12 protein-coding genes are annotated in these 19,102 nt (G+C 38.7%); 3 read left to right on the top strand and 9 right to left on the bottom strand.

Annotated elements, in window-relative coordinates:
* Window positions 1-137 precede the first annotated feature (137 nt).
* The 5 genes from F8B77_RS15560 to hemL all read right to left on the bottom strand — a co-directional run bounded on the left by F8B77_RS15560 (window position 138) and on the right by hemL (window position 9,920).
* A complete protein-coding gene (locus F8B77_RS15560; protein WP_151656414.1) occupies window positions 138-1,811 on the bottom strand; it encodes an ABC transporter substrate-binding protein in 1,674 nt (557 codons plus the stop codon).
* 618 nt (window positions 1,812-2,429) lie between these two features.
* Complete coding sequence (locus F8B77_RS15555; RefSeq protein WP_151656412.1) at window positions 2,430-5,807, bottom strand: response regulator; 3,378 nt, start codon at window positions 5,805-5,807, stop codon at window positions 2,430-2,432.
* Window positions 5,808-5,970: 163 nt separating this feature from the next.
* The gene (rsmC, locus tag F8B77_RS15550; protein ID WP_151656410.1) at window positions 5,971-6,990 is read right to left on the bottom strand and encodes a 16S rRNA (guanine(1207)-N(2))-methyltransferase RsmC; all 1,020 of its coding nucleotides are present in this window, start codon (window positions 6,988-6,990) and stop codon (window positions 5,971-5,973) included.
* Window positions 6,991-7,278: 288 nt separating this feature from the next.
* Window positions 7,279-8,364 carry an AI-2E family transporter gene (locus F8B77_RS15545; RefSeq protein WP_151656408.1) on the bottom strand — a complete coding sequence of 362 codons (1,086 nt, stop codon included), beginning with the start codon at window positions 8,362-8,364 and terminating at the stop codon, window positions 7,279-7,281.
* A 260-nt stretch (window positions 8,365-8,624) separates the two neighbouring features.
* Entirely contained in the window at window positions 8,625-9,920 is a 1,296-nt protein-coding gene (hemL, locus tag F8B77_RS15540) for a glutamate-1-semialdehyde 2,1-aminomutase (protein WP_151656406.1), read from the bottom strand.
* A gap of 226 nt (window positions 9,921-10,146) precedes the next feature.
* On the opposite strand from hemL, the gene erpA reads away from it, so the two are divergent.
* From erpA to F8B77_RS15525, 3 genes are all read left to right on the top strand, one after another.
* A complete protein-coding gene (gene erpA, locus F8B77_RS15535) occupies window positions 10,147-10,488 on the top strand; it encodes an iron-sulfur cluster insertion protein ErpA (RefSeq protein WP_130046203.1) in 342 nt (113 codons plus the stop codon).
* A gap of 138 nt (window positions 10,489-10,626) precedes the next feature.
* Window positions 10,627-11,739, top strand: a complete 1,113-nt coding sequence (locus F8B77_RS15530; RefSeq protein ID WP_151656404.1) for an efflux RND transporter periplasmic adaptor subunit — start codon at window positions 10,627-10,629, stop codon at window positions 11,737-11,739.
* Window positions 11,740-11,748: 9 nt separating this feature from the next.
* A complete protein-coding gene (locus tag F8B77_RS15525; RefSeq protein WP_151656402.1) occupies window positions 11,749-14,838 on the top strand; it encodes an efflux RND transporter permease subunit in 3,090 nt (1,029 codons plus the stop codon).
* Between the two features lie 65 nt (window positions 14,839-14,903).
* Here the strand turns inward: F8B77_RS15525 and shyC are convergent, their stop codons facing one another.
* The 4 genes from shyC to mtnN form a co-directional block, all read right to left on the bottom strand.
* Window positions 14,904-16,214 carry a peptidoglycan DD-endopeptidase ShyC gene (gene shyC / locus F8B77_RS15520; RefSeq protein ID WP_208846162.1) on the bottom strand — a complete coding sequence of 437 codons (1,311 nt, stop codon included), beginning with the start codon at window positions 16,212-16,214 and terminating at the stop codon, window positions 14,904-14,906.
* Between the two features lie 180 nt (window positions 16,215-16,394).
* A complete protein-coding gene (locus tag F8B77_RS15515) occupies window positions 16,395-17,006 on the bottom strand; it encodes a TRIC cation channel family protein (protein WP_151656398.1) in 612 nt (203 codons plus the stop codon).
* 43 nt (window positions 17,007-17,049) lie between these two features.
* A complete protein-coding gene (locus F8B77_RS15510) occupies window positions 17,050-18,003 on the bottom strand; it encodes a cobalamin biosynthesis family protein (protein WP_130088236.1) in 954 nt (317 codons plus the stop codon).
* 62 nt (window positions 18,004-18,065) lie between these two features.
* On the bottom strand, window positions 18,066-18,764 hold the full coding sequence (mtnN, locus tag F8B77_RS15505; RefSeq protein ID WP_130048884.1) for a 5'-methylthioadenosine/S-adenosylhomocysteine nucleosidase: 699 nt from the start codon (window positions 18,762-18,764) through the stop codon (window positions 18,066-18,068).
* Window positions 18,765-19,102 lie beyond the last annotated feature (338 nt).

Below are 19,102 nucleotides of genomic sequence, written 5' to 3'. Positions count from 1 at the left end.
CTCATCCAGATATTGTTTGCCTGAACTGGAAATCAGGACATAAAAACCCCTGACGACAAGCGCCATTCCTTTAGCTAGTAGGGAAAAGGGGGGGAATAGGCGGTACACAAGGTGTGTACCGCAAAGATAGTTACATATTACTTAACAGGTTTTAGGTCAAGAACGTGTAGAAGACGCTCAGGGATACCTGCCCAGATATTTGGACGGCCCTTAGGATTCTTCTCATTCCACCAACCAGTAAAGCTCTTAGTGTTGTATTGGTACATGTACGCACCAGACATTACTGGAATTGTTACTTGGTTTTCAGCAATGATTTTCTGAATGCCATGAGCGATTTCTAGTTGCTCATCACGATCAGCTGTTTTGTAGAAGCTATCAAGCAGTGCATCTAGTTTCGCATCTTTAAAGAAAGTCATTGCGAAACGAGGCATACCATCACCACCTTGTAGTGCTGAGTTGTAAGCACTGTTCCAGTATAGGTGTGGGTCTGCACCGTGGAAGTAGTTTGTGTAAGCTAGATCATAAGTTCCATCTAACATTGCTTGGTTATAAACCGCAAACTCTGGAGTTCGAGCTTTTGCTTTAATACCAACTTCATCCAGTTGCTCAACAGCAAGTTGTACCGTGTTATTGAAGTCAGTCCAACCATTTGGTGATTGTACTAGAAGCTCAAATGACTTACCTGATGGCGTTTCAACAAAACCATCACCGTTGATGTCTTTAAAGCCTGCTTTTGCTAGTAGCTTTTGAGCACCTTCAACACTGTATGTATTGAATTTCTTGTATTTATTGTGAACTGCTTCATCAGACCATGCTTCAAAAGCGTAGCCTAGACCAGATGCAAAATCATTCACCGTACCGCCACCGTAGAATGCGATATCAATGATTGTTTGACGGTCAAGAGCCATACCCATCGCGCGACGGAATTCAACGTTTGTTAACGCTTCATTTTTAGCTGCATCAGGGTTTTTGAAGTTAACCATGAACGCTTGAGTACCTGCTGCTGGGTACCAGTATTTGTGGTTAGGACTTGCTGAAGCGTAAGTACGATCAATATCTGGAACGAAAGAAGATGTCCAGTCTAGTTCTGAGTTAACAATTTTGCCCAATAATTGGTCGTTGTTCGCAATTTGAGGAACACGTAAACAGTCAACATCTAGGTTGTCGTTATCCCAGTAATTCGGGTTACGACATTGAATGTAAAGTTGTGGTGTAAAAGTATCGATCTCAGTAAATGGACCTGTACCTACAGGGTTTTCGTTGGTAAATGTTGTAGGATCTTTTACTTTAGACCAAACGTGTTCAGCAACGATTGGAACTAATGAAATTTCATAAGGTACGTTCGAGTTAGCTTCTGCTAAAGTAAACTTAACCTGGTATTCATTTACGCGTTCAGCTTTTGTTACCCACTTATTGATACCACGTTGATCAAGCTCAGGCTTGTTCTTTAGTAGATCATATGAATATACAACATCATCCGCTGTAAATTTCTCACCATCAGACCATTTAACGCCTTTACGAATGTCAAAAGTAACACTCATAAGGTCATCAGACATACGGAAATCTTCAGCAAGACGCATAACAGGTTTGTTACCGTGCATCTCATTAAAGATAACTAATGGTTCGTATACAAAATCTGTTGTTGTACGAAGATTAGTTGCTAAGTATGGGTTAAAGTTTTGAACCATTGTAGGGTAGAAATCTGGTACTACTGTTAGCTCACTACGAGCAGCAGCGTCTGTCGCTGTAAAACCCGTTGTTGCTGCTAATACAGCAGCAGCTAGTGTAGTTTTTTTAATATTGGCAAGCATAGCTGTTCCTTACTCTTTGCTTTAGTTTCACGATATATACGTCTTTATCAATTTGATAAACACACATTAAAGACCTACCTCAAATCCATTTTTCCAAATTGCCTTTAAATGTTTTTTGAGTGGCCTGTAGGCCTTGGGCATGTATAGAAAAGCGCTTTTGCATGAAAACGTCAATTTAGATTACCGTTAAAAACGGCAAAATAATTAAATTTAACGTTAAAAACGTTACTTTTAACAATCTTGTTCGTTATTTGAGCTAATTCCATAATGTGATGCTACCCATGTATATGCTGTACTATAAAGTGAAGTGTTAGTGCTTACTCACCTTTTATCTCTTTCTAGTTGTGGTTTGTAACTATAACTTGGTAGATAGTGATAGGGGTCACTAGTGATCTTGAACGTTAATTTTATCGCTAAAATTATCACATTAAATTTGTTGTGATTCGCTTCTCATAATTATGACAAACTGATTAAATCTAGGGTGTTAAGTACTGATATTCGTAAATTTAGCGGTATTAAGAATAGATTTTGGAAGTCTTATTTCGCCATGATAATTTTTAAAGATAAAAAAAACCTACAAATAATTGTAGGTTTTTATTGAGGGAAAAATAGAATAATTTAGGCTGATGCAATGAGTATTTTAAGTTTGTCTTTAATTCTAACGAGTTTTTCTCGTTGGGTATTGTGCTGTTCACAATGCGTTAAAATATACTCTAGAGTGCTTATTACCGTGCGCCACCTTGGTGTTTTAGGTAATGTTTCAACGCGTAAATACTTATCGAGAGTTCGTGTTTGTAATGTGCTTCTATCAAGGTAAACTCGCCATAATCCACTCTCTTCGGCTAAAGAGTATTTAGTTTGCCCTGTTGACTCTTCCCAATAATGCAGCCCTGAAGTCATACCATCGACAATTAACTCACGCATAATGGTGCCTTTATCATCTTTATTTTCATTAGCCTTTGTAACCAATTGAGCAATATCACCACTAAGCAAAGAAAGGGAATCTAATTTCTGTTTATCTCCGTCAAACGCAAAGGCAGAAAGTGCTTCAACAGCGCTTTCTAAATCATGAATTCTCTGCTCACTGGCTTCATGTTTATGACTTACGATGAGCATTAATGATAAACCAGACTCTGCTGGTAGATGCAAAAGGTCTGCATTAATTTGCTCTATTCCACCATCAATATAAACATCAATATTACCTCTGTGATTTTGCTTACTTTCAATTAAGCTTCGTTTGGCAATCAGTTCATCAATAGAGTAGCGAGTTAGTTGCTCTTCTGTTCTTTGGAATAGCTTAGCTGCTGCGTGATTAACATATTGAATGTTGCCATCTTTTTTAGCGCAAATAATAGCCTCATGAGCATGATTTAATTGCTCTAAAATATGTGTTTGTGTTTCTAGTAAGCTGGCTTCTACTTTTTCTCTATGACGTATTTCTTGTAGTAATCGGCTGTTTTCATTAATAAATCCTTCAGTTTTACTTGCCTGAATATGCGCTTTAATTCTGGCGGCTAATTCTTGTTTATTAAAGGGTTTACTTAAATAGTCGTTAGCACCAGATTCAAATCCTCTCACACGATCTTGAGTTTGATTTAGTGCAGTGAGCATGATGATTGGTAGTTGTGAATGATTGTATTCTTGTCTTAATGACTGACACACCTCATAACCACTCATACCTGGCATCATTACATCTAATAATAATAATTCTGGCTTTTCTTCTTTTAGTACTTGCAGGGTTTCAGGTCCGTCATTTGCTGTTTTAACGCGATAGCCCTCAAGTTTTAAAAAGCTACTTAATACTTGAAGATTTACAGGTTCATCATCGGCAACTAAAAGTAAGGGACCATCAGGATTTTCAGAGATTTCTTCCTCTAATTCATCCAGATTGTATTCTAACTTCTCAGGTGTTTGATAATGAGCTATGTCTTCTTTAGTAAGCAATTTATGATGCTGTATTTGCTCTTTTGTTGCTAAAGGAATCGTAAAGCTAAAAGTAGCCCCAACCATTGGTTGACTGCTTACATAGAGAGAGCCGCCCATGAGTTCAATGAGTTGGCGGCTAATTGATAAACCGAGTCCAGAGCCTTGGCGGTAGCGATTTGAGTCATGTCCTGCTTGAATCAATGGCTCAAAAATATGCTCTAATTCATCGGCGGGGATACCATGCCCAGTATCGACAACTTGCACTCTTAAACATTGGTCAACGACGCTAGCTGAAATTACAATTTTACCTTCTGAGGTATACTTAATGGCATTGCCAATTAAATTGTAGAGAACTTGCTCAAGACGCTGTTCATCGGCATATACAGAAGGTAATGATTTATCTACTTGGTTAATGATACGAATAGGTTTATTGCCAAGTAAGTGTTGTGATAATTCGAGGACTAGACTTGTTGCTGCAGATAGATCTGCTACATGGCGGTTAATATCCAGATTACCATGACGCATTTTATGGTAGTCCAACAGATCGTTAACTAAATTAGTTAGCCTTTGACCGCTGTTAATGATTATCTCTAATTGGTGTCGATGAGAAGCTGATATTGGACCATTTGCACCAGTGTAGAGCGCTTCAGCAATACCAACCATGCCATGTAATGGCGTTCTTAACTCGTGAGATGTGGTTGCGAGAAACTCATCCTTCAACTTATCTGTAGCTTCCAGTTCTTTATTTTTATTTTGAATAAGAGCAAGGTTAGCTTCTAACTCTTCGTTCTGCGCCTTTATTAGTTGAATCTTTTCTCTAATTGAACGTTGCATACGAGCAAAACTGACGGCCAGACGACCGATCTCATCTTTTCTGTCAGTGCTGATCATATCTTGGTCTAGATCCCCGGCAGAAACACGCTCTGCAGCCCAAGTGAGGCGTAAAAGAGGCGCGGTAATCGAATTAGATAGGAAATGTGAAGCGATAACAACACTGACAATTGCAATAATCATAGCAACAATAAAAATCTGCTCTAATTGCTGAATACGTGCAAATGCTTCTTTTTCAGGCAACTCAATAGATAGCCCCCAAGTATGGTTATCAATAGTAATAGGAGTAAACGCAGCCAATACATTTTTATCTTTTTTATCAATAAAGCTGCCAACACTAGTTTTCCCTGAAAGTGCTGCAATTATATTTTTAGATAAATTTTTCTTTGTATCATTATTGTTAATACGAGAGTAAGAGTCTTCACCAACAAAGTAGGTTTTTATCGAACTATTTTCTTTATTAACTAACAGGTTAGATAAACCAGTATTTGGAAGTTTAAAAAGAACGAAACTATGCAAGTAGCCTTGTTGCACGATAGGTGCGGCGAACCAGGAGATGTTCTCATTATTGATGTAAGAGAAATCAGAGAAGATAATCGGAATGTTTTCTTTATTCTTCGTTTCTTTCATCATATCTCGTACTTGGCTATAGGTTTTTTCTAGAGCCGTATTTTTATATTTACCTGTGAGTAAATTGGTGCCGTAGTTATCTTCTTTTTTTGTGGAATAAACAACATTACCGTCAATATCAACAAGAAGAATATCAGTAAAGTCAGAGCGTTTTAGTAGTTCTTGGTATGCCCAGTGATAACGCTTATGCAAAAGACGATAGCGCTCACTACCAATATAAGAATTAGATTCTGGTAAAATACTGGTGCGGATCTTATTCCCCGATCCTTCTATATATCGTTGCTGAGCGTTTTCTCTGGCGCTTTCTATAGAGCTACCTAAATGAGGAAAAGCACTGACGAGACCGTAGAATCGACCACCACTCGCATTGGCAAGTTCAGAGCGTGCAAAGCCCAATACTTCAGACTTTTTTGCTTTGAAATAGTCCGTTATTTGTTGTTCTTTATTGTCCCTTAACGAAACTAGGTGGGCAGTACTTTGAGTTGCTAAATCTTGACTGTGAGAGTGAAGGAAGAAAATAGCAATAATTGACAATGGCGTAATACTTAACGCAAGAAAGGCAATCATTAACGTATTTTGAAGACGTTTAAAGTGTTGTTTTTTTTCCATATTTAAGCCTGGTTTACACTGTGATCCATTCAGCGGAATTGACACAATTAACGTGTCAGTAGTTATTGTTATGATGAATATTAACGAGAAGTTCTGCTGCTCTTATACGTAAATTACGTTAAAAATCAAGCAGCAGAAGAGTAAAGTGCGGCGGGGTGCTAGATTATTTTTGTGCGGCGTAAATTTTAAATTTGTTATTTTTTGCTAGGGTTAAGCATTCCCCAAAAGCTTTTTCAATAATAGGTGGATATTGTAAGAAACTATTCGCAACTAAAATCAATTGGCCTTCATGAGTTAGGTTTTGTGGTGCTTTTTCTAGTAGCTCTTCTGTCGAAGAGTAGTGTGTCTTTAAACCTGCATGAAAGGGGGGATTACTGACAATAAATTGGTAATTCTCTTTAGTATCAGAATACACATCACTCGCAAATACTTTACCATCAAGGTTATTTGCTTTTAGTGTTTCAATTGATGAGGCAATCGCAAGCGCACTGATATCTACCATATCTAAATGAATTTTAGGGTTTAATGTTTTCATTACAGAGCCTAAAACGCCTGCGCCACAACCAAAATCAAGTACATGGCCACGTAAAATAGGTAGTGTTTGCAATAAAAGCTCAGAGCCTTTATCAAATTCACCATGGCTAAATACGCCTGGTAAGCTTCTTACTTCAATTGTGTGTTCTTCAAATTGAACTTGATACTCTTTAAACCACGATTGTAGGTTAAAAGCGGGTACTGATTCTGTACATTGACCCCAATAAAAGCTGCAGCGACGAGCAGAATCAAATTTATTTATTGGTCCAAAATCAGCAAACATTTTTTCAATGCTTTTTACGCCACTTCTATTTTCACCAACAACAACAATTTCAGTTCCTTTACCTAATTTAGCTAATAGCATCATTAGTAGATATTCAGCTTCAGCTTTTGCTTTTGGCCAATAAAGTAGGAGCATATCGGCATTGGTATTTTCAGTTAACTCAGAACCAAAATGGCAGTCAATACTGTCATTGTTTTCAAACTGTTTATAGTAGCCATAGTTAGTCGTAAAAATTGATGTTGAAGCACAATGTTTGGCTAACTCCAGTGGGAAGTCATCAATAAGTTCACCAGCAATGAGAACGTTTTTGCCTTCAAAATAAGCAAGTTGACGTTGAGTGATTTGACTTGGAGCTGAGTAAGACATAGTGGCCTCGAAAAAATACAAAAACTGACGAGATTGTCGCACAAAGCAAAGGGAAGAAAAAGAAAAGTAAGAGGCTGTTTATAAGAGTAAATAAATACAGCCTCTATTTATACCAATCTACATAAGTATTTGATCATTCTTGCTTGTTAAAATCGATTATATCAGCGTTATAAATTTTGTAATTAGATCCACTAGTTACTGTAATTTATGCCTTGCTCTAATCGATTTTTCCTAAGCAATTATCTGAACAACTACTTATCCAGAATGGTATTAATGGTTCTTAAGGGGTTAATTTTTATCCTGCTGGTCTAAAAAATATTTAAATTCAGTCTCATACATATTAAATAACACCAATGTTAGAGCGAAAATAATAGGGCCATAAATTAAGCCGATTAAACCATATAAGTGGATTCCGCCTAATAAAGAAAAGAAAATAAGTAATGTATTCATTCCTGAATTACCTTGCATTAATAATGGTCGTACGATGTTGTCAATTGAACCTACCACTGCAACCCCCCAAACCGTTAAGAACAATGCCCATTCCCATTGATTTGTTAGTAGTAAATAAATCGCCGCTGGAACCCAAATCAGTGCGGTGCCGACCACTGGAATGAATGAAGCAAAGCCCATCATAGTTCCCCAGAATAAACCCGGAAACCCAGCTAACCACATAGCAAAGCCGCCAGCTAAACCTTGAGCGATGGCTGTCAAGAACGAGCCTAGTACGGCTGATTTTGATACCGCTTCAATTTCATCAAGTAAACGATCTTCTTGGCTTCTTGAAAGGGGGAGAACGTGTCGAAATGCTGAGATAATCTTATCTTGATCGCGTAATAAGAAAAAAAGCACAAAGAGCATTAAAAAGAAGTTCATTAATACATTGGTGATATCCCCAAGGATCTGGGCGCTAACACCAACGACTCTAGTACCAACCTGAGAGGCTAATTGAGCTACTTTTTGGGTTATTTCAGCAGGATCAATAGCATCAAAAGGTAAGTGCTTATTAAAAAAGGCTAATATTTGAGAAACTAAAGGATGCTCAAATAACGCTTGAACGCCACCTTCGGTAACCCAATGATAAGCTTCTTTAGAAAAAGTAGCCCCTTGCTGTACGATAGCAACAAAAACAAAAAACAAAGGAATAGCAATAATAAAAGTGAGAGCCATGCAGGATAAGATAGCGGCACTGTTTGGGCTGTTAGACAGTTTCTGACTGATTTTATTGTGCAATGGCGCAAATAAAAGAGACATAATAAAAGCGAGAATGATAGGGCTTAGGTATGGTTGTATTAATAAAAAACATGCGTAACTGGCAGCAAGTAAAGCTGCGATTAAAACCCAATGACTGGAATTTAGTTTATTGAAATGAGACACATTATTCCCTTATGATGCGGTTAGCTATTTATAAATACTGACAGTGAGTTAAGTTATATAGGTACTTGGTTAGCTTAGCAAGAATAATGGAGAGTAACGATGGGCTGTTGTGATAAAGAGACGTGCAGTCGTAATAAAAAAATAAAATTACCAGTTATTCCTGTAATTATGATTGGACTAATAGGTATGGTGGTGTATTTCTGGCAATAAAATGGCCTTCTCAATACTGAGTCGACCATTCATTCATTATCGTTGTAGATTTATTTTGCTTCCGAAGCCATTGTTGCAAAACAACGGTCAGCGGCTTCTAGTGTTGCTTCGATTTCTTTTGGTCCATGAGCTAGAGAAGTAAACCCTGCTTCAAATGCGGAAGGTGCAAGATAAACACCATGCGATAGCATTAGGTTAAAGAAACGTTTGAAGCTTTCAATATCACATTTAGTGACGTCTTCATAAGTAGTAATAGTTTCTTGATCAGTAAAAAAGAAACCAAACATACCGCCAACGTAATTAACTACCATTGGGATACCGTGCTTATTTGCCAGCTCTTTTAAGCCTAGCGCTAATTGTTTTGTTGTAGTAGCAAGGCGTTTTTCATTGCCTTCTTCTGTTAGTACTTTTAAGCAAGCAAAACCAGCCGCCATTGCGACAGGGTTACCTGAAAGCGTACCTGCTTGGTAAACAGGACCCGTAGGGGCAATGTATTGCATCACCTCTTTACGGCCACCAAATGCACCAACAGGCATACCGCCACCAATTACTTTACCCAGCGTTGTTAGGTCTGGTTTGATGTTGTAGAAACCTTGAGCACAGTTTTCAGCTACGCGGAAGCCTGTCATTACCTCATCAAAGATTAATAGCGCGCCTTCTTCATCACAAATTTGACGAAGACCTTCATGGAAGCCCTCAACAGGAGGGATGCAGTTCATATTGCCTGCGACAGGCTCTACGATAATACAAGCTATCTCACCCTTGTTTGCCGCAAATAACTCACGAACCGAGTCTAAATTATTAAATGTTGCAGTTAGCGTGTATTTAGCAAAATCAGCAGGTACACCAGGAGAGCTTGGTTGACCAAGTGTTAACGCACCAGAACCGGCTTTAACCAGTAGACTATCGGCATGTCCATGGTAACAACCTTCAAATTTCATAATTTTATCGCGGCCAGTGTAACCACGAGCAAGACGAATGGCGCTCATTGTTGCTTCTGTACCAGAGCTAACCATGCGAACTTGTTCCATTGATGGAACTAATTCAGAAACGAGTTCAGCCATGTTAATCTCAGTTTCTGTTGGAGCACCAAAACTTAAACCACGTTGTGCTGCAGAAATTACAGCTTCACGAATGGCAGCATGGTTGTGACCAAGGATCATTGGTCCCCAAGAGCCAACATAGTCAATATAAGCTTTGCCATCGGCATCAAAAATTAATGGGCCATCGGCACGCTCAATAAAGATTGGTGAGCCACCAACGCCAGCAAAAGCACGAACAGGTGAATTTACGCCACCAGGAATTTTATCTTGAGCTTTTGCGAATAGTTCAGCTGATTTGGTCATTACTTATATCCTCATAGTAATCAATTGGACCAGTTGCGCGCTATTGTACCTAAAAATACTTGAGTTGATCGTATTAATCCCCATCTAATAGTAAAATAGTGACAGGAAATGCGATCCCGATATTAAGTGGTAAAGCATTAGATATAATTGAATACTTGAATGAAACAGTCAGGTATTAGATAATCAGCAATAAAATAGAATTGGAAACCAATCCTGAGAGGTTTAAATGAGTGATGTATCTGTGCCGTTAACGTTTTCTGATGTTGCCGCAGCAAAAGTAAAAACGCTAATTGCAGAAGAAGAAAACCCAAATCTAAAACTACGTGTATACATTACTGGTGGTGGTTGTAGTGGTTTCCAATACGGATTTACGTTTGATGAAGAAGTGAACGACGGTGATATGACCTTAGTTAATGATGGCGTAACCTTGGTTGTTGACCCGATGAGTTTACAATACTTGATTGGTGGTGTTGTTGATTATACTGAAGGGCTTGAAGGTTCTCGTTTCTTCATTGATAACCCGAACGCAACAACAACCTGTGGTTGCGGTGCTTCGTTCAGTGTATAACAACTGATAAAGAAGGTAAGTTCGAGGTTTCTCGCTTACCTTTTTTTATAAATTCAAGTTATCAAAGGCTACTTAATTCTACAGTAAATCAGGATATATTACTGTTTACCTACCTCTAAAGCACTAAGGATTGTTGCTATGGGTAAATTCGCATCTCGTTTTTCTTCATATATTATCCATCGCCCTTGGATTATTTCTTCTTTTTTATTTTTGAGCTTATTTCTCTGGATAATAAGCGGCCCTTCTCATGCAGATAACGCAGAGATAAAAGAAGATAATCAGTCTTTGAGCGTTCCTCTTGCAAATGTCATTGTTGAAAAATTTCAGTCTATTCCCACCCATAAAACCATTTCTTTATATGGCAGAACTGCGCCTGATCGTAAAACGATATTAGGTGCACAAGTTGGTGCTCAAATTGAGGATATCTTAGTTCGAAAGGGCATTAGAGTAAAAAAAGATCAGCCAATTGCTCATTTAGATATGGCAGATCTTGACTTACGTTTAAGCCAAGCCAAAGCCATATATTCGGTACGAATGAAAGAGTTTAAAGCAGCAAAAGAACTTCGTCGAAAAGGATTACAAGGCGAAGTTGCTTTTAGTCAAGCTGAAGCATCTTTAGCTGCGGCCAGAGCGAGCGTAAGAAATGCTGAACTTATTTTAAAGAACACAACGATTACCGCGCCATTTGATGGCATTGTAGAACACCTTTTTGTTGAGGTTGGTGACTTTGTGAGTCGTGGTGATCCTGTTGCAAAAGTTGTGGTGTTAGATCCTTTAGTCATCGAAGTTAATGTGAGTGAAAGGCATATTGGGCAGATTGAAAAAGGGCAGAAAGCAGAAGTCTTCTTTATTAACGGTTTATCAATTGAAGGGGATGTTCGTTATATATCTAGCGTATCATCACCGTCGACCAATACTTTTTCTGTTGAAGTTGAAATACCAAATGCTGGCGCAGAGATTTCTGCAGGCATGAGTTCTGAAGTAGAAATAAATCTCGATCTTCAACCGGCGCTAAAAGTGTCACCAGCTATGTTGGCATTAAATGAAGCTGGAGACTTAGGGGTCAAAACGGTTATTCAAAGTGAAGGGCACGCAGACAGTGATCAACAAGTAAAATTTGTGCCGGTCCAATTAGTAAAAGCAGAAGATGATGGGATTTGGTTAACAGGGCTTGGTGCTGAAGTCGATATTATTACCGTTGGTCAAGGGTTTGTCCGTGATGGTGACTTTATTCACGCAAAACGTAAATAGGGACATTGTATGTTAGCCATTATTAACGCAGCTCTGAGTCGCTCTCGAACTATGCTACTGCTACTGGTATTGTTACTTGTAGCAGGTATATCGACTTATATTATTATCCCAAAAGAGTCTAATCCGGATATTACGATCCCAATCATTTATGTATCAATGAGCCATCAAGGTATTTCCCCTGAAGATTCTGAACGCTTATTGGTTCGCCCGATGGAGCAAGAGTTACGCTCTATTGAAGGGATCAAAGAAATGACAGCGGTCGCGGGGGAAGGCCATGGTTCGGTAACATTAGAGTTTAATGTTGGAACGGATTTAGATAAAGCCCTTACCGATGTAAGAGATGCGGTTGATCTGGTAAAACCGGACTTACCAGAAGAGAGTGATGAGCCAACCGTACATGAAGTTACTCTAGCAGCAGAACAAGCCGTATTATCCGTAGTGCTATATGGAACGGTACCTGAGCGAACCGCAGTGCAAATTGCACGAAAATTACAAGATAAGCTCGAAAGTTATAAGCAAATATTAGAAGTTGATATTGCAGGAGATCGAGAAGATGTTGTCGAAATCATAGTAGACCCTCTTTTATTAGAAAGTTATGGTCTAGATCAAGCCGCTATTTATAATTTGATAGCGTTGAACAACCGAGTGGTTGCCGCTGGGTTTGTTGATACCGGTTATGGACGATTTTCAGTTAAAGTCCCTTCTGTTTTTGATTCATTAAAAGATGTCCTTGAATTACCTATTAAAGTTGATGGTAAGCAAGTGGTGACTTTTGGCGATATTGCAACGGTTCGAAAAGCGTTTAGAGACCCTAATAGTTACGCTCGACTAAATGGTGAAAAGGCCATTGTCCTCGATATCAAAAAACGCTCTGGCGAAAACATAATTGAAACAGTTGAGATAGTAAAAACAGTTTTAGCCGGTGCTCAAGCGCTTGACTCATGGCCAAACAATTTATTGGTAAAATACACGTGGGATGAGTCAAAAGACGTTAAGATCATGCTTAACGATCTGCAAAATAATATTTTATCAGCCATTTTATTAGTAGTGATTGTCATCATTGCTATTCTAGGAGCAAGAACGGCCCTTCTGGTTGGGATCTCAATTCCTGGTTCGTTCCTAACTGGCCTATTAATGTTAGCGCTGTCTGGGTTAACCATTAATATTGTCGTGCTATTTTCGCTTATTATGGCGGTAGGAATGCTTGTTGATGGCGCAATTGTGGTTACTGAATATGCCGATCGACGAATGCAGGAAGGTGCGAACCGTCTTGATGCCTATCGAGAAGCTGCACAACGAATGGCGTGGCCGATCACCGCATCTACCGCAACCACCTTAGCTGCTTTTGCCCCTTTGTTATTTTGGCCTGATATTACAGGCGAATTTATGAAGTACTTGCCTCTCACATTAATTGCTACACTGAGTGCATCTCTTGTTATGGCACTTTTATTTGTCCCGGTTTTGGGGAGTTTATTTGGTAAACCTCAACAAGTCTTACCAAAGAAGAGGGAAAAACTGTATGCGTTAAGTCAGGGGGATTTTAGTCAAGCTGAAGGGATAACAAAACTCTATTTTCATACATTATCAATGGCACTTAAGCACCCATTTAAAATTCTGTTGTTAGCAATAATATTAGCAATAGGGATTGGGTTTACTTATGCGAAAGCTGGTTTGGGTGTTGTCTTTTTCCCTGATGTTGATCCTCCATTCTTAACGGTCAAAGTGCGCTCTCATGGTGATCTTTCTATTAATGAGAAAGATAAATTAATGGTTGAAGTGCAAGACCAAATACTGGGAATGGAAGAATTAGACAGTATTTATACGCGAACCGGTGGCGATGATGAAATTGGACAAATTCAAATAACCCCAGTGGATTGGCAATATCGCAGACCAGTGAAAGAGATCATCAATGATTTAAGGACTCAAACAAAGGACATTGCAGGTATTGAATTGGAGTTTAGTACACCGAATGCCGGCCCTCCGAGTGAGCATGATTTAGTTATTGAACTCAGTGCAAGAAGCGGTGAGTTGCTTAATCAATCAGTAATGCGAGTAAGAGAGTGGATTGATGCGAATCCAGCCTTTACGAATGTTAGTGATACTTCAAATAAACAAGGTATTGATTGGAAAATTGATATTCGTCGAGATGATGCCGCACGCTTTGGTGCGGATGCGACACTGGTTGGTAATACTGTACAATTTGTGACGAATGGACTCAAAATAGGGGATTACCTGCCAGATGATAATGATGAACAAGTTGATATTCTTGTTCGTTTTCCTGAAGAGCATCGAGATATCGGACGTTTTGATGAGTTAAGGGTAAAAACCGCTAATGGATTAGTTCCTATCACTAATTTTGCACGAATTATCCCTACTCACAAACAAGATACGATTCATCGAATTGATGGGCATCGAGTGCTAACGGTAAAAGCCGATATGAGTGATGGTTATAATTTGAGTATTGAATTGCCAAAAATTGAATCAGCATTAAGCGCTTTAAATTTACCTGATGGGGTTGAGTTTAAACTGAGAGGCCAAAACGAAGAGCAGAATAATTCAGCCGCATTTCTTCAAAATGCTTTTGTTGTTGCTTTAGCGGTGATGGCGATCATTTTGGTAACTCAATTTAATAGTTTTTATCAAGCTTTCCTTATTTTAAGTGCTGTTTTATTTTCAACGGTTGGTGTCTTTGCAGGTTTGCTTATCTTCCAACGTCCTTTTGGCATCATTATGTCGGGGATAGGAGTCATCTCTTTGGCTGGGATTGTTGTTAATAATAATATTGTACTTATTGATACCTACAATACATTGCGTAAAGAAGGGCTTGAGAAAGTTGATGCAATATTACAAACAGGGGTTCAGCGTTTACGACCTGTGTTATTAACCACAGTAACGACGATTTTAGGTTTGATGCCAATGGTATTGGAAATGAATATCGATCTGGTAAGTCAAAAAGTAGAGTTTGGTGCTCCTAGTACTCAGTGGTGGTCACAATTAGCAACCGCTGTGGCTGGGGGATTAGCCTTTGCTACGGTATTAACTCTCGTATTAACACCTTGTTTATTGATGCTAGGTCGAGATAAAAAACACTCAAGTTAAGGATAAAAATAATGCCCTATGTTGTCACTGATTAACGACATGATAGGGCATTATCTTATTTTCGTTTATTCGTGGGTTAGCACAGGGTGATTACCCACAATAAACTGACTGTATTGTTCGAGTTGTTTTAAACGCTCTTTTGCTACCACTTCAAACTCTTTTTTATCATTGCCTGTTAATGATTTTGATTGTGGTAACGAGACCGTTCTTGCGTCTTTATGAACTCCGTTAACTAAGAATTCATAATGTAAGTGAGGGCCTGTAACTCGTCCTGTACCACCTAGGGTACCAACCGTATCTCCTTGCTTTACTCGTTGTCCCGCTTTGACATAACGCTTAGTCATATGTAAATACTTAGTAATGTAGGTATTACTATGGCGAATAAAGACATAATTACCATTGAATTGATTGTAACCTGACTTATCAACCACACCATCACCTGCTGCCCAAATAGGGGTACCAACAGGTGCGACATAATCAGTGCCTCTATGTGCTTTTCTTTGCCCTGTTACTGGGTGCAAGCGACGAGGGTTAAAGTTAGAGCTTACATAACGGAAGTTAATTGGAGAGCGTAAAAAAGCCTTTTTCATTGCTCGGCCATTTGGCTCATAGAAATTGCCATTTTTATCATTACGAATAGCAGTAAAGGTATCTCCGCGATTGGTAAAAGAAGCCGCAATAATATTTCCTTTACCTGCGTATTCACCTTCAACATAACGCTCTTCATAAAGAACGTTAAAACTGTCGCCTTCACGAATGTCTAGAGCAAAATCAATATCCCAACCAAAAATGCCTGCTAATTCCATTATTTGGTTTGCATTTAAACCTGCGCTAATTGAAGCATTCCAAAAATTAGAGGTAATTGTCGCTTTGGTATAATTAAGTTGGGTTTCGATGTCTTGTTTTTCAAATAAACCAATGTATTGGTCACCTACTTTACTGATCCTATAGGTTTCAAATTTACTAATAGGACGGATAAGTTGGATAATTTCTTGGTTTTTATTGAAGCCAAACTTTAATTTATCACCAGGACGGAGGCGGGTTAATTGTTGCTCAATTTCTTTATCGCTGCTGGTTAGATTATAAAGTTGGCGAGCAGTTAGTCCTGCTCGACTGAATAATACAGAAGCACTTTCACCTGACTTAACCGTATAATTCTCCCAAGAGAGTTGCTTATTTGGGGAGGTTTGTTCATGCGAAATAAGTGATTCTTGACGAATTTCAATGGGGTATGTTTGTCCGACCGCTAATTTATAAAAGCCTGAGTCAGGGGCGACCGAGTCTGGAATTGTCGCTACAGCAACAATTATCCCAGCGCTACAAATACCAATAAGAATACGATGGATAACAGGAATGCGAGTTAATTTAGATAATATCATTCGACTAATTAGGTAAAGAATTCATAGAAATAACAACATAGGAGTTTAGCTTGTTTTTGAGTTAACTGCTATGTGACGAAGTTATCGTTTTGTCACCTTTTAATAAAAAAAAGTTCCATTAATTAAAAATAAACAAAAAAGCCAACTCAATAATGTGAACAGAGTTGGCTTAATACTTTATTTATTGACCGCAAAAGTCGGTAAAGATAGATGCCAGCGAATAGCGGCTAATCGAATGACCAATGTTGTTGCTACGCCAAAGAGCATGGCTGTTGAGCTTTGAATATTAAACTCAAGAACTGAGGTATGAACTATACCTCCGATAATACAAGCAGTGGCATACACTTCACTTCTTAATACCATTGGTACTTCGCGAGCAAGAACATCACGAATAATGCCTCCTCCGCAGCCAGTTATTACCCCCATAATCACGGCAACCATTGGGTCTGCGTTATAGCTTAGGGCCTTTTCAACACCAATTCCGACAAATACAGCTAGTCCAATGGCATCAGATACAGGAAGAACATACCAAGGAAGACGTTTTGGTTTTCTGATGATTAACATGGTTAAAATGCAAGTAACAAAAATGACTAATAAATAGTTAGTATCAGTAATCCAGAAAACAGGGGTAGCGCCAAGCGCCATATCTCGAATGGTTCCTCCGCCAATAGCGGTAACGCTAGCGAGAACAGTGACACCAAAAGGGTCCATTTTTAATCGTCCCGCTAATAAAACGCCTGAAATAGCAAAGATGGCGGTACCAAACATATCAATTATATAGATTAACATCTTGTCCTCTATGACTTACTGCATGATGTCGTTGAAATAAAAGTTATAACCCATGTTTGATTATAACCATTAGAGTGCTTTGAAGGATTAACCAAATAGCAATTCTCCAGCTTAAGAAACGATGTATTTGCGCTAAATGAAGAGCTGACGGCGCAATTTTCCCTCCCAGCTTTGGGCGGCTAATTTTCTTGCCTTGATAAATAACAGGACCGCCAAGAGAAAGCTCAAATTTTTTACCAATAATGATAAGTAGCCACGCATTATTTGTGTTTGCCCAACTCTTACGTTGAAGATTTAAGGTGTGGAGCGTGTTTTGAAGGTGTTTACCAACAAGACATAATAAGCTAAACAGTTTTAAAGGAATAAAATCAAGAAAAGCTTGTATGGTTAATGCCGGAATGCCAAATGGTCGGAATGAATCTCTTGATGGAGACCAAGCTCTTGCTAACTCTAAAGATAAGCGGTAAATAAACGCACCAATACCACCAGCAATCGCATACCAAAATAAAACGCCAATGACGGTTCTTGCGTAGCCTAAAATTATCGTTTCTGCACTGGCTTTGCCCAAACCTAACAGAGATAAAGGCTCAACATCTCGATTAACCCAAGGTTGTAGAGCAGCCTTTGCTTCTTCTTTGTTGTTTTGATTAATTGATTGAATTGTATCTTTACAGAGTTTTTCAACGCCTCGCCATTCTAGTGAAATAAGAAGTAGTCCCAAATTAAATAGAGGAAGGTTCCAAACTATGGGTTGAGCTGCGATACAGACAATAAAAGCAGGGATGACCATTAAGGCCCAAGCGAGAGAGCCAGAAAGAAAACGTTGTTGATAAGATCGAGTATTATTTACTTTGTTCGCTAATAACTCTGCGAATTTTCGCCAAATAGTCATGGGGTGGGCATGAACTGGGATCGGTAAAAGCAAATGAAATAATAACGCTCCCCATAAAACCAGTAGAGAATAATCAGCAATGAGTAAAGAGAATTTTTCAAGCATATATGTTTACTATATAAAAGAGAGAAAATTGAGCTAGCGTTTGGCTAGCTCAATTTAAGATGCTATTTATTTAATAGAGCAACCATTTTGGTCACCATCTCAGATGAGCTTTGTGCGGCAAGAGGTAAAAACTCTTCAAAACTCATTGGAGACTCTTTATCTGCAACATCTGAAATTGCACGAACAACAACAAATGGAACTTCAAACTGATGACATGTTTGAGCTATTGCTGAAGCTTCCATTTCAACAGCAATAACTGACGGGAAGTGAGTACGGATAAACGTCTGGCGTTCAGGTGTGCATACAAAAGCGTCACCAGTGCAGATTAAGCCACGAACAGCGTGTTTATTTTCCATTTGTGTCAATGCTTGCTCTGCTACAGACATTAATTTTTCGTCAGCTTTAAAAGCGGCTGGCTGTTGCGCCATTTGGCCCATTTCGTAGCCAAAAGCTGTTACGTCTGCATCATGGTGGCGTACTTCTGTTGAAATTACGACATCGCCAAGATTTAGTGATGAATCAAACCCACCCGCTGAACCCGTATTTAATACAAGATCTACATTATGATCTGAAATAAGTAATGTTGTCCCTACTGCTGCTGCAACTTTACCAATACCAGATTGCAGTAATACAACGTCTGTTCCAGCTAAGGTACCAGTATGGAAAGTACATCCTGCTTTTATCGTGGTTGTTAGACCTTCAATTTGTTCTTTTAGAATGGCAACTTCTTGTTCCATTGCACCGATAATGCCGATTTTCATGTGTATATCTCAATAAAGTTTGAATAGATGATAATTGTAACATAGCTATTTAAGTGTGAGGAGATAAGACTGATTGAGGAAATAATCAATAAAATAGCCTTTTTAGTATGGTATTTACCCTATATGGTTAATTGTTGTTCTAACGGTATTTTTTTTAATAAAAAGGCTTGCACGAAAATCTGAATTGCCTATACTGCGCATCCACTGACACGGAGCGAGTGATTCAAATCACAGTATGCCTTGTTAGTTTGCTCTTTAAAAATTTGAAACCTATTAATCTGTGTGGGCACTTGTGAGTTGATAATCATTAGTTTGTTTTCACTTTTCGAAGTGATGAT

The organism is Aliivibrio finisterrensis (assembly GCF_008933155.1).
Taxonomy (GTDB): Bacteria; Pseudomonadota; Gammaproteobacteria; order Enterobacterales; family Vibrionaceae; genus Aliivibrio; species Aliivibrio finisterrensis.
The sequence above is the reverse complement of the archived record's forward strand: the minus strand, read 5'-3'. Positions and strand labels throughout refer to the sequence as shown.

What these genes read in the sequence shown, in the direction of transcription:
- F8B77_RS15510 (WP_130088236.1), bottom strand. Translation starts at nt 18,003, where the DNA reads ATGCTTGAAAAATTCTCTTTACTCATTGCTGATTATTCTCTACTGGTT.
- erpA (WP_130046203.1), top strand. Translation starts at nt 10,147, where the DNA reads ATGAGTGATGTATCTGTGCCGTTAACGTTTTCTGATGTTGCCGCAGCA.
- rsmC (WP_151656410.1), bottom strand. Translation starts at nt 6,990, where the DNA reads ATGTCTTACTCAGCTCCAAGTCAAATCACTCAACGTCAACTTGCTTAT.
- hemL (WP_151656406.1), bottom strand. Translation starts at nt 9,920, where the DNA reads ATGACCAAATCAGCTGAACTATTCGCAAAAGCTCAAGATAAAATTCCT.
- mtnN (WP_130048884.1), bottom strand. Translation starts at nt 18,764, where the DNA reads ATGAAAATCGGCATTATCGGTGCAATGGAACAAGAAGTTGCCATTCTA.
- F8B77_RS15515 (WP_151656398.1), bottom strand. Translation starts at nt 17,006, where the DNA reads ATGTTAATCTATATAATTGATATGTTTGGTACCGCCATCTTTGCTATT.
- F8B77_RS15525 (WP_151656402.1), top strand. Translation starts at nt 11,749, where the DNA reads ATGTTAGCCATTATTAACGCAGCTCTGAGTCGCTCTCGAACTATGCTA.
- F8B77_RS15530 (WP_151656404.1), top strand. Translation starts at nt 10,627, where the DNA reads ATGGGTAAATTCGCATCTCGTTTTTCTTCATATATTATCCATCGCCCT.
- F8B77_RS15555 (WP_151656412.1), bottom strand. Translation starts at nt 5,807, where the DNA reads ATGGAAAAAAAACAACACTTTAAACGTCTTCAAAATACGTTAATGATT.
- F8B77_RS15560 (WP_151656414.1), bottom strand. Translation starts at nt 1,811, where the DNA reads ATGCTTGCCAATATTAAAAAAACTACACTAGCTGCTGCTGTATTAGCA.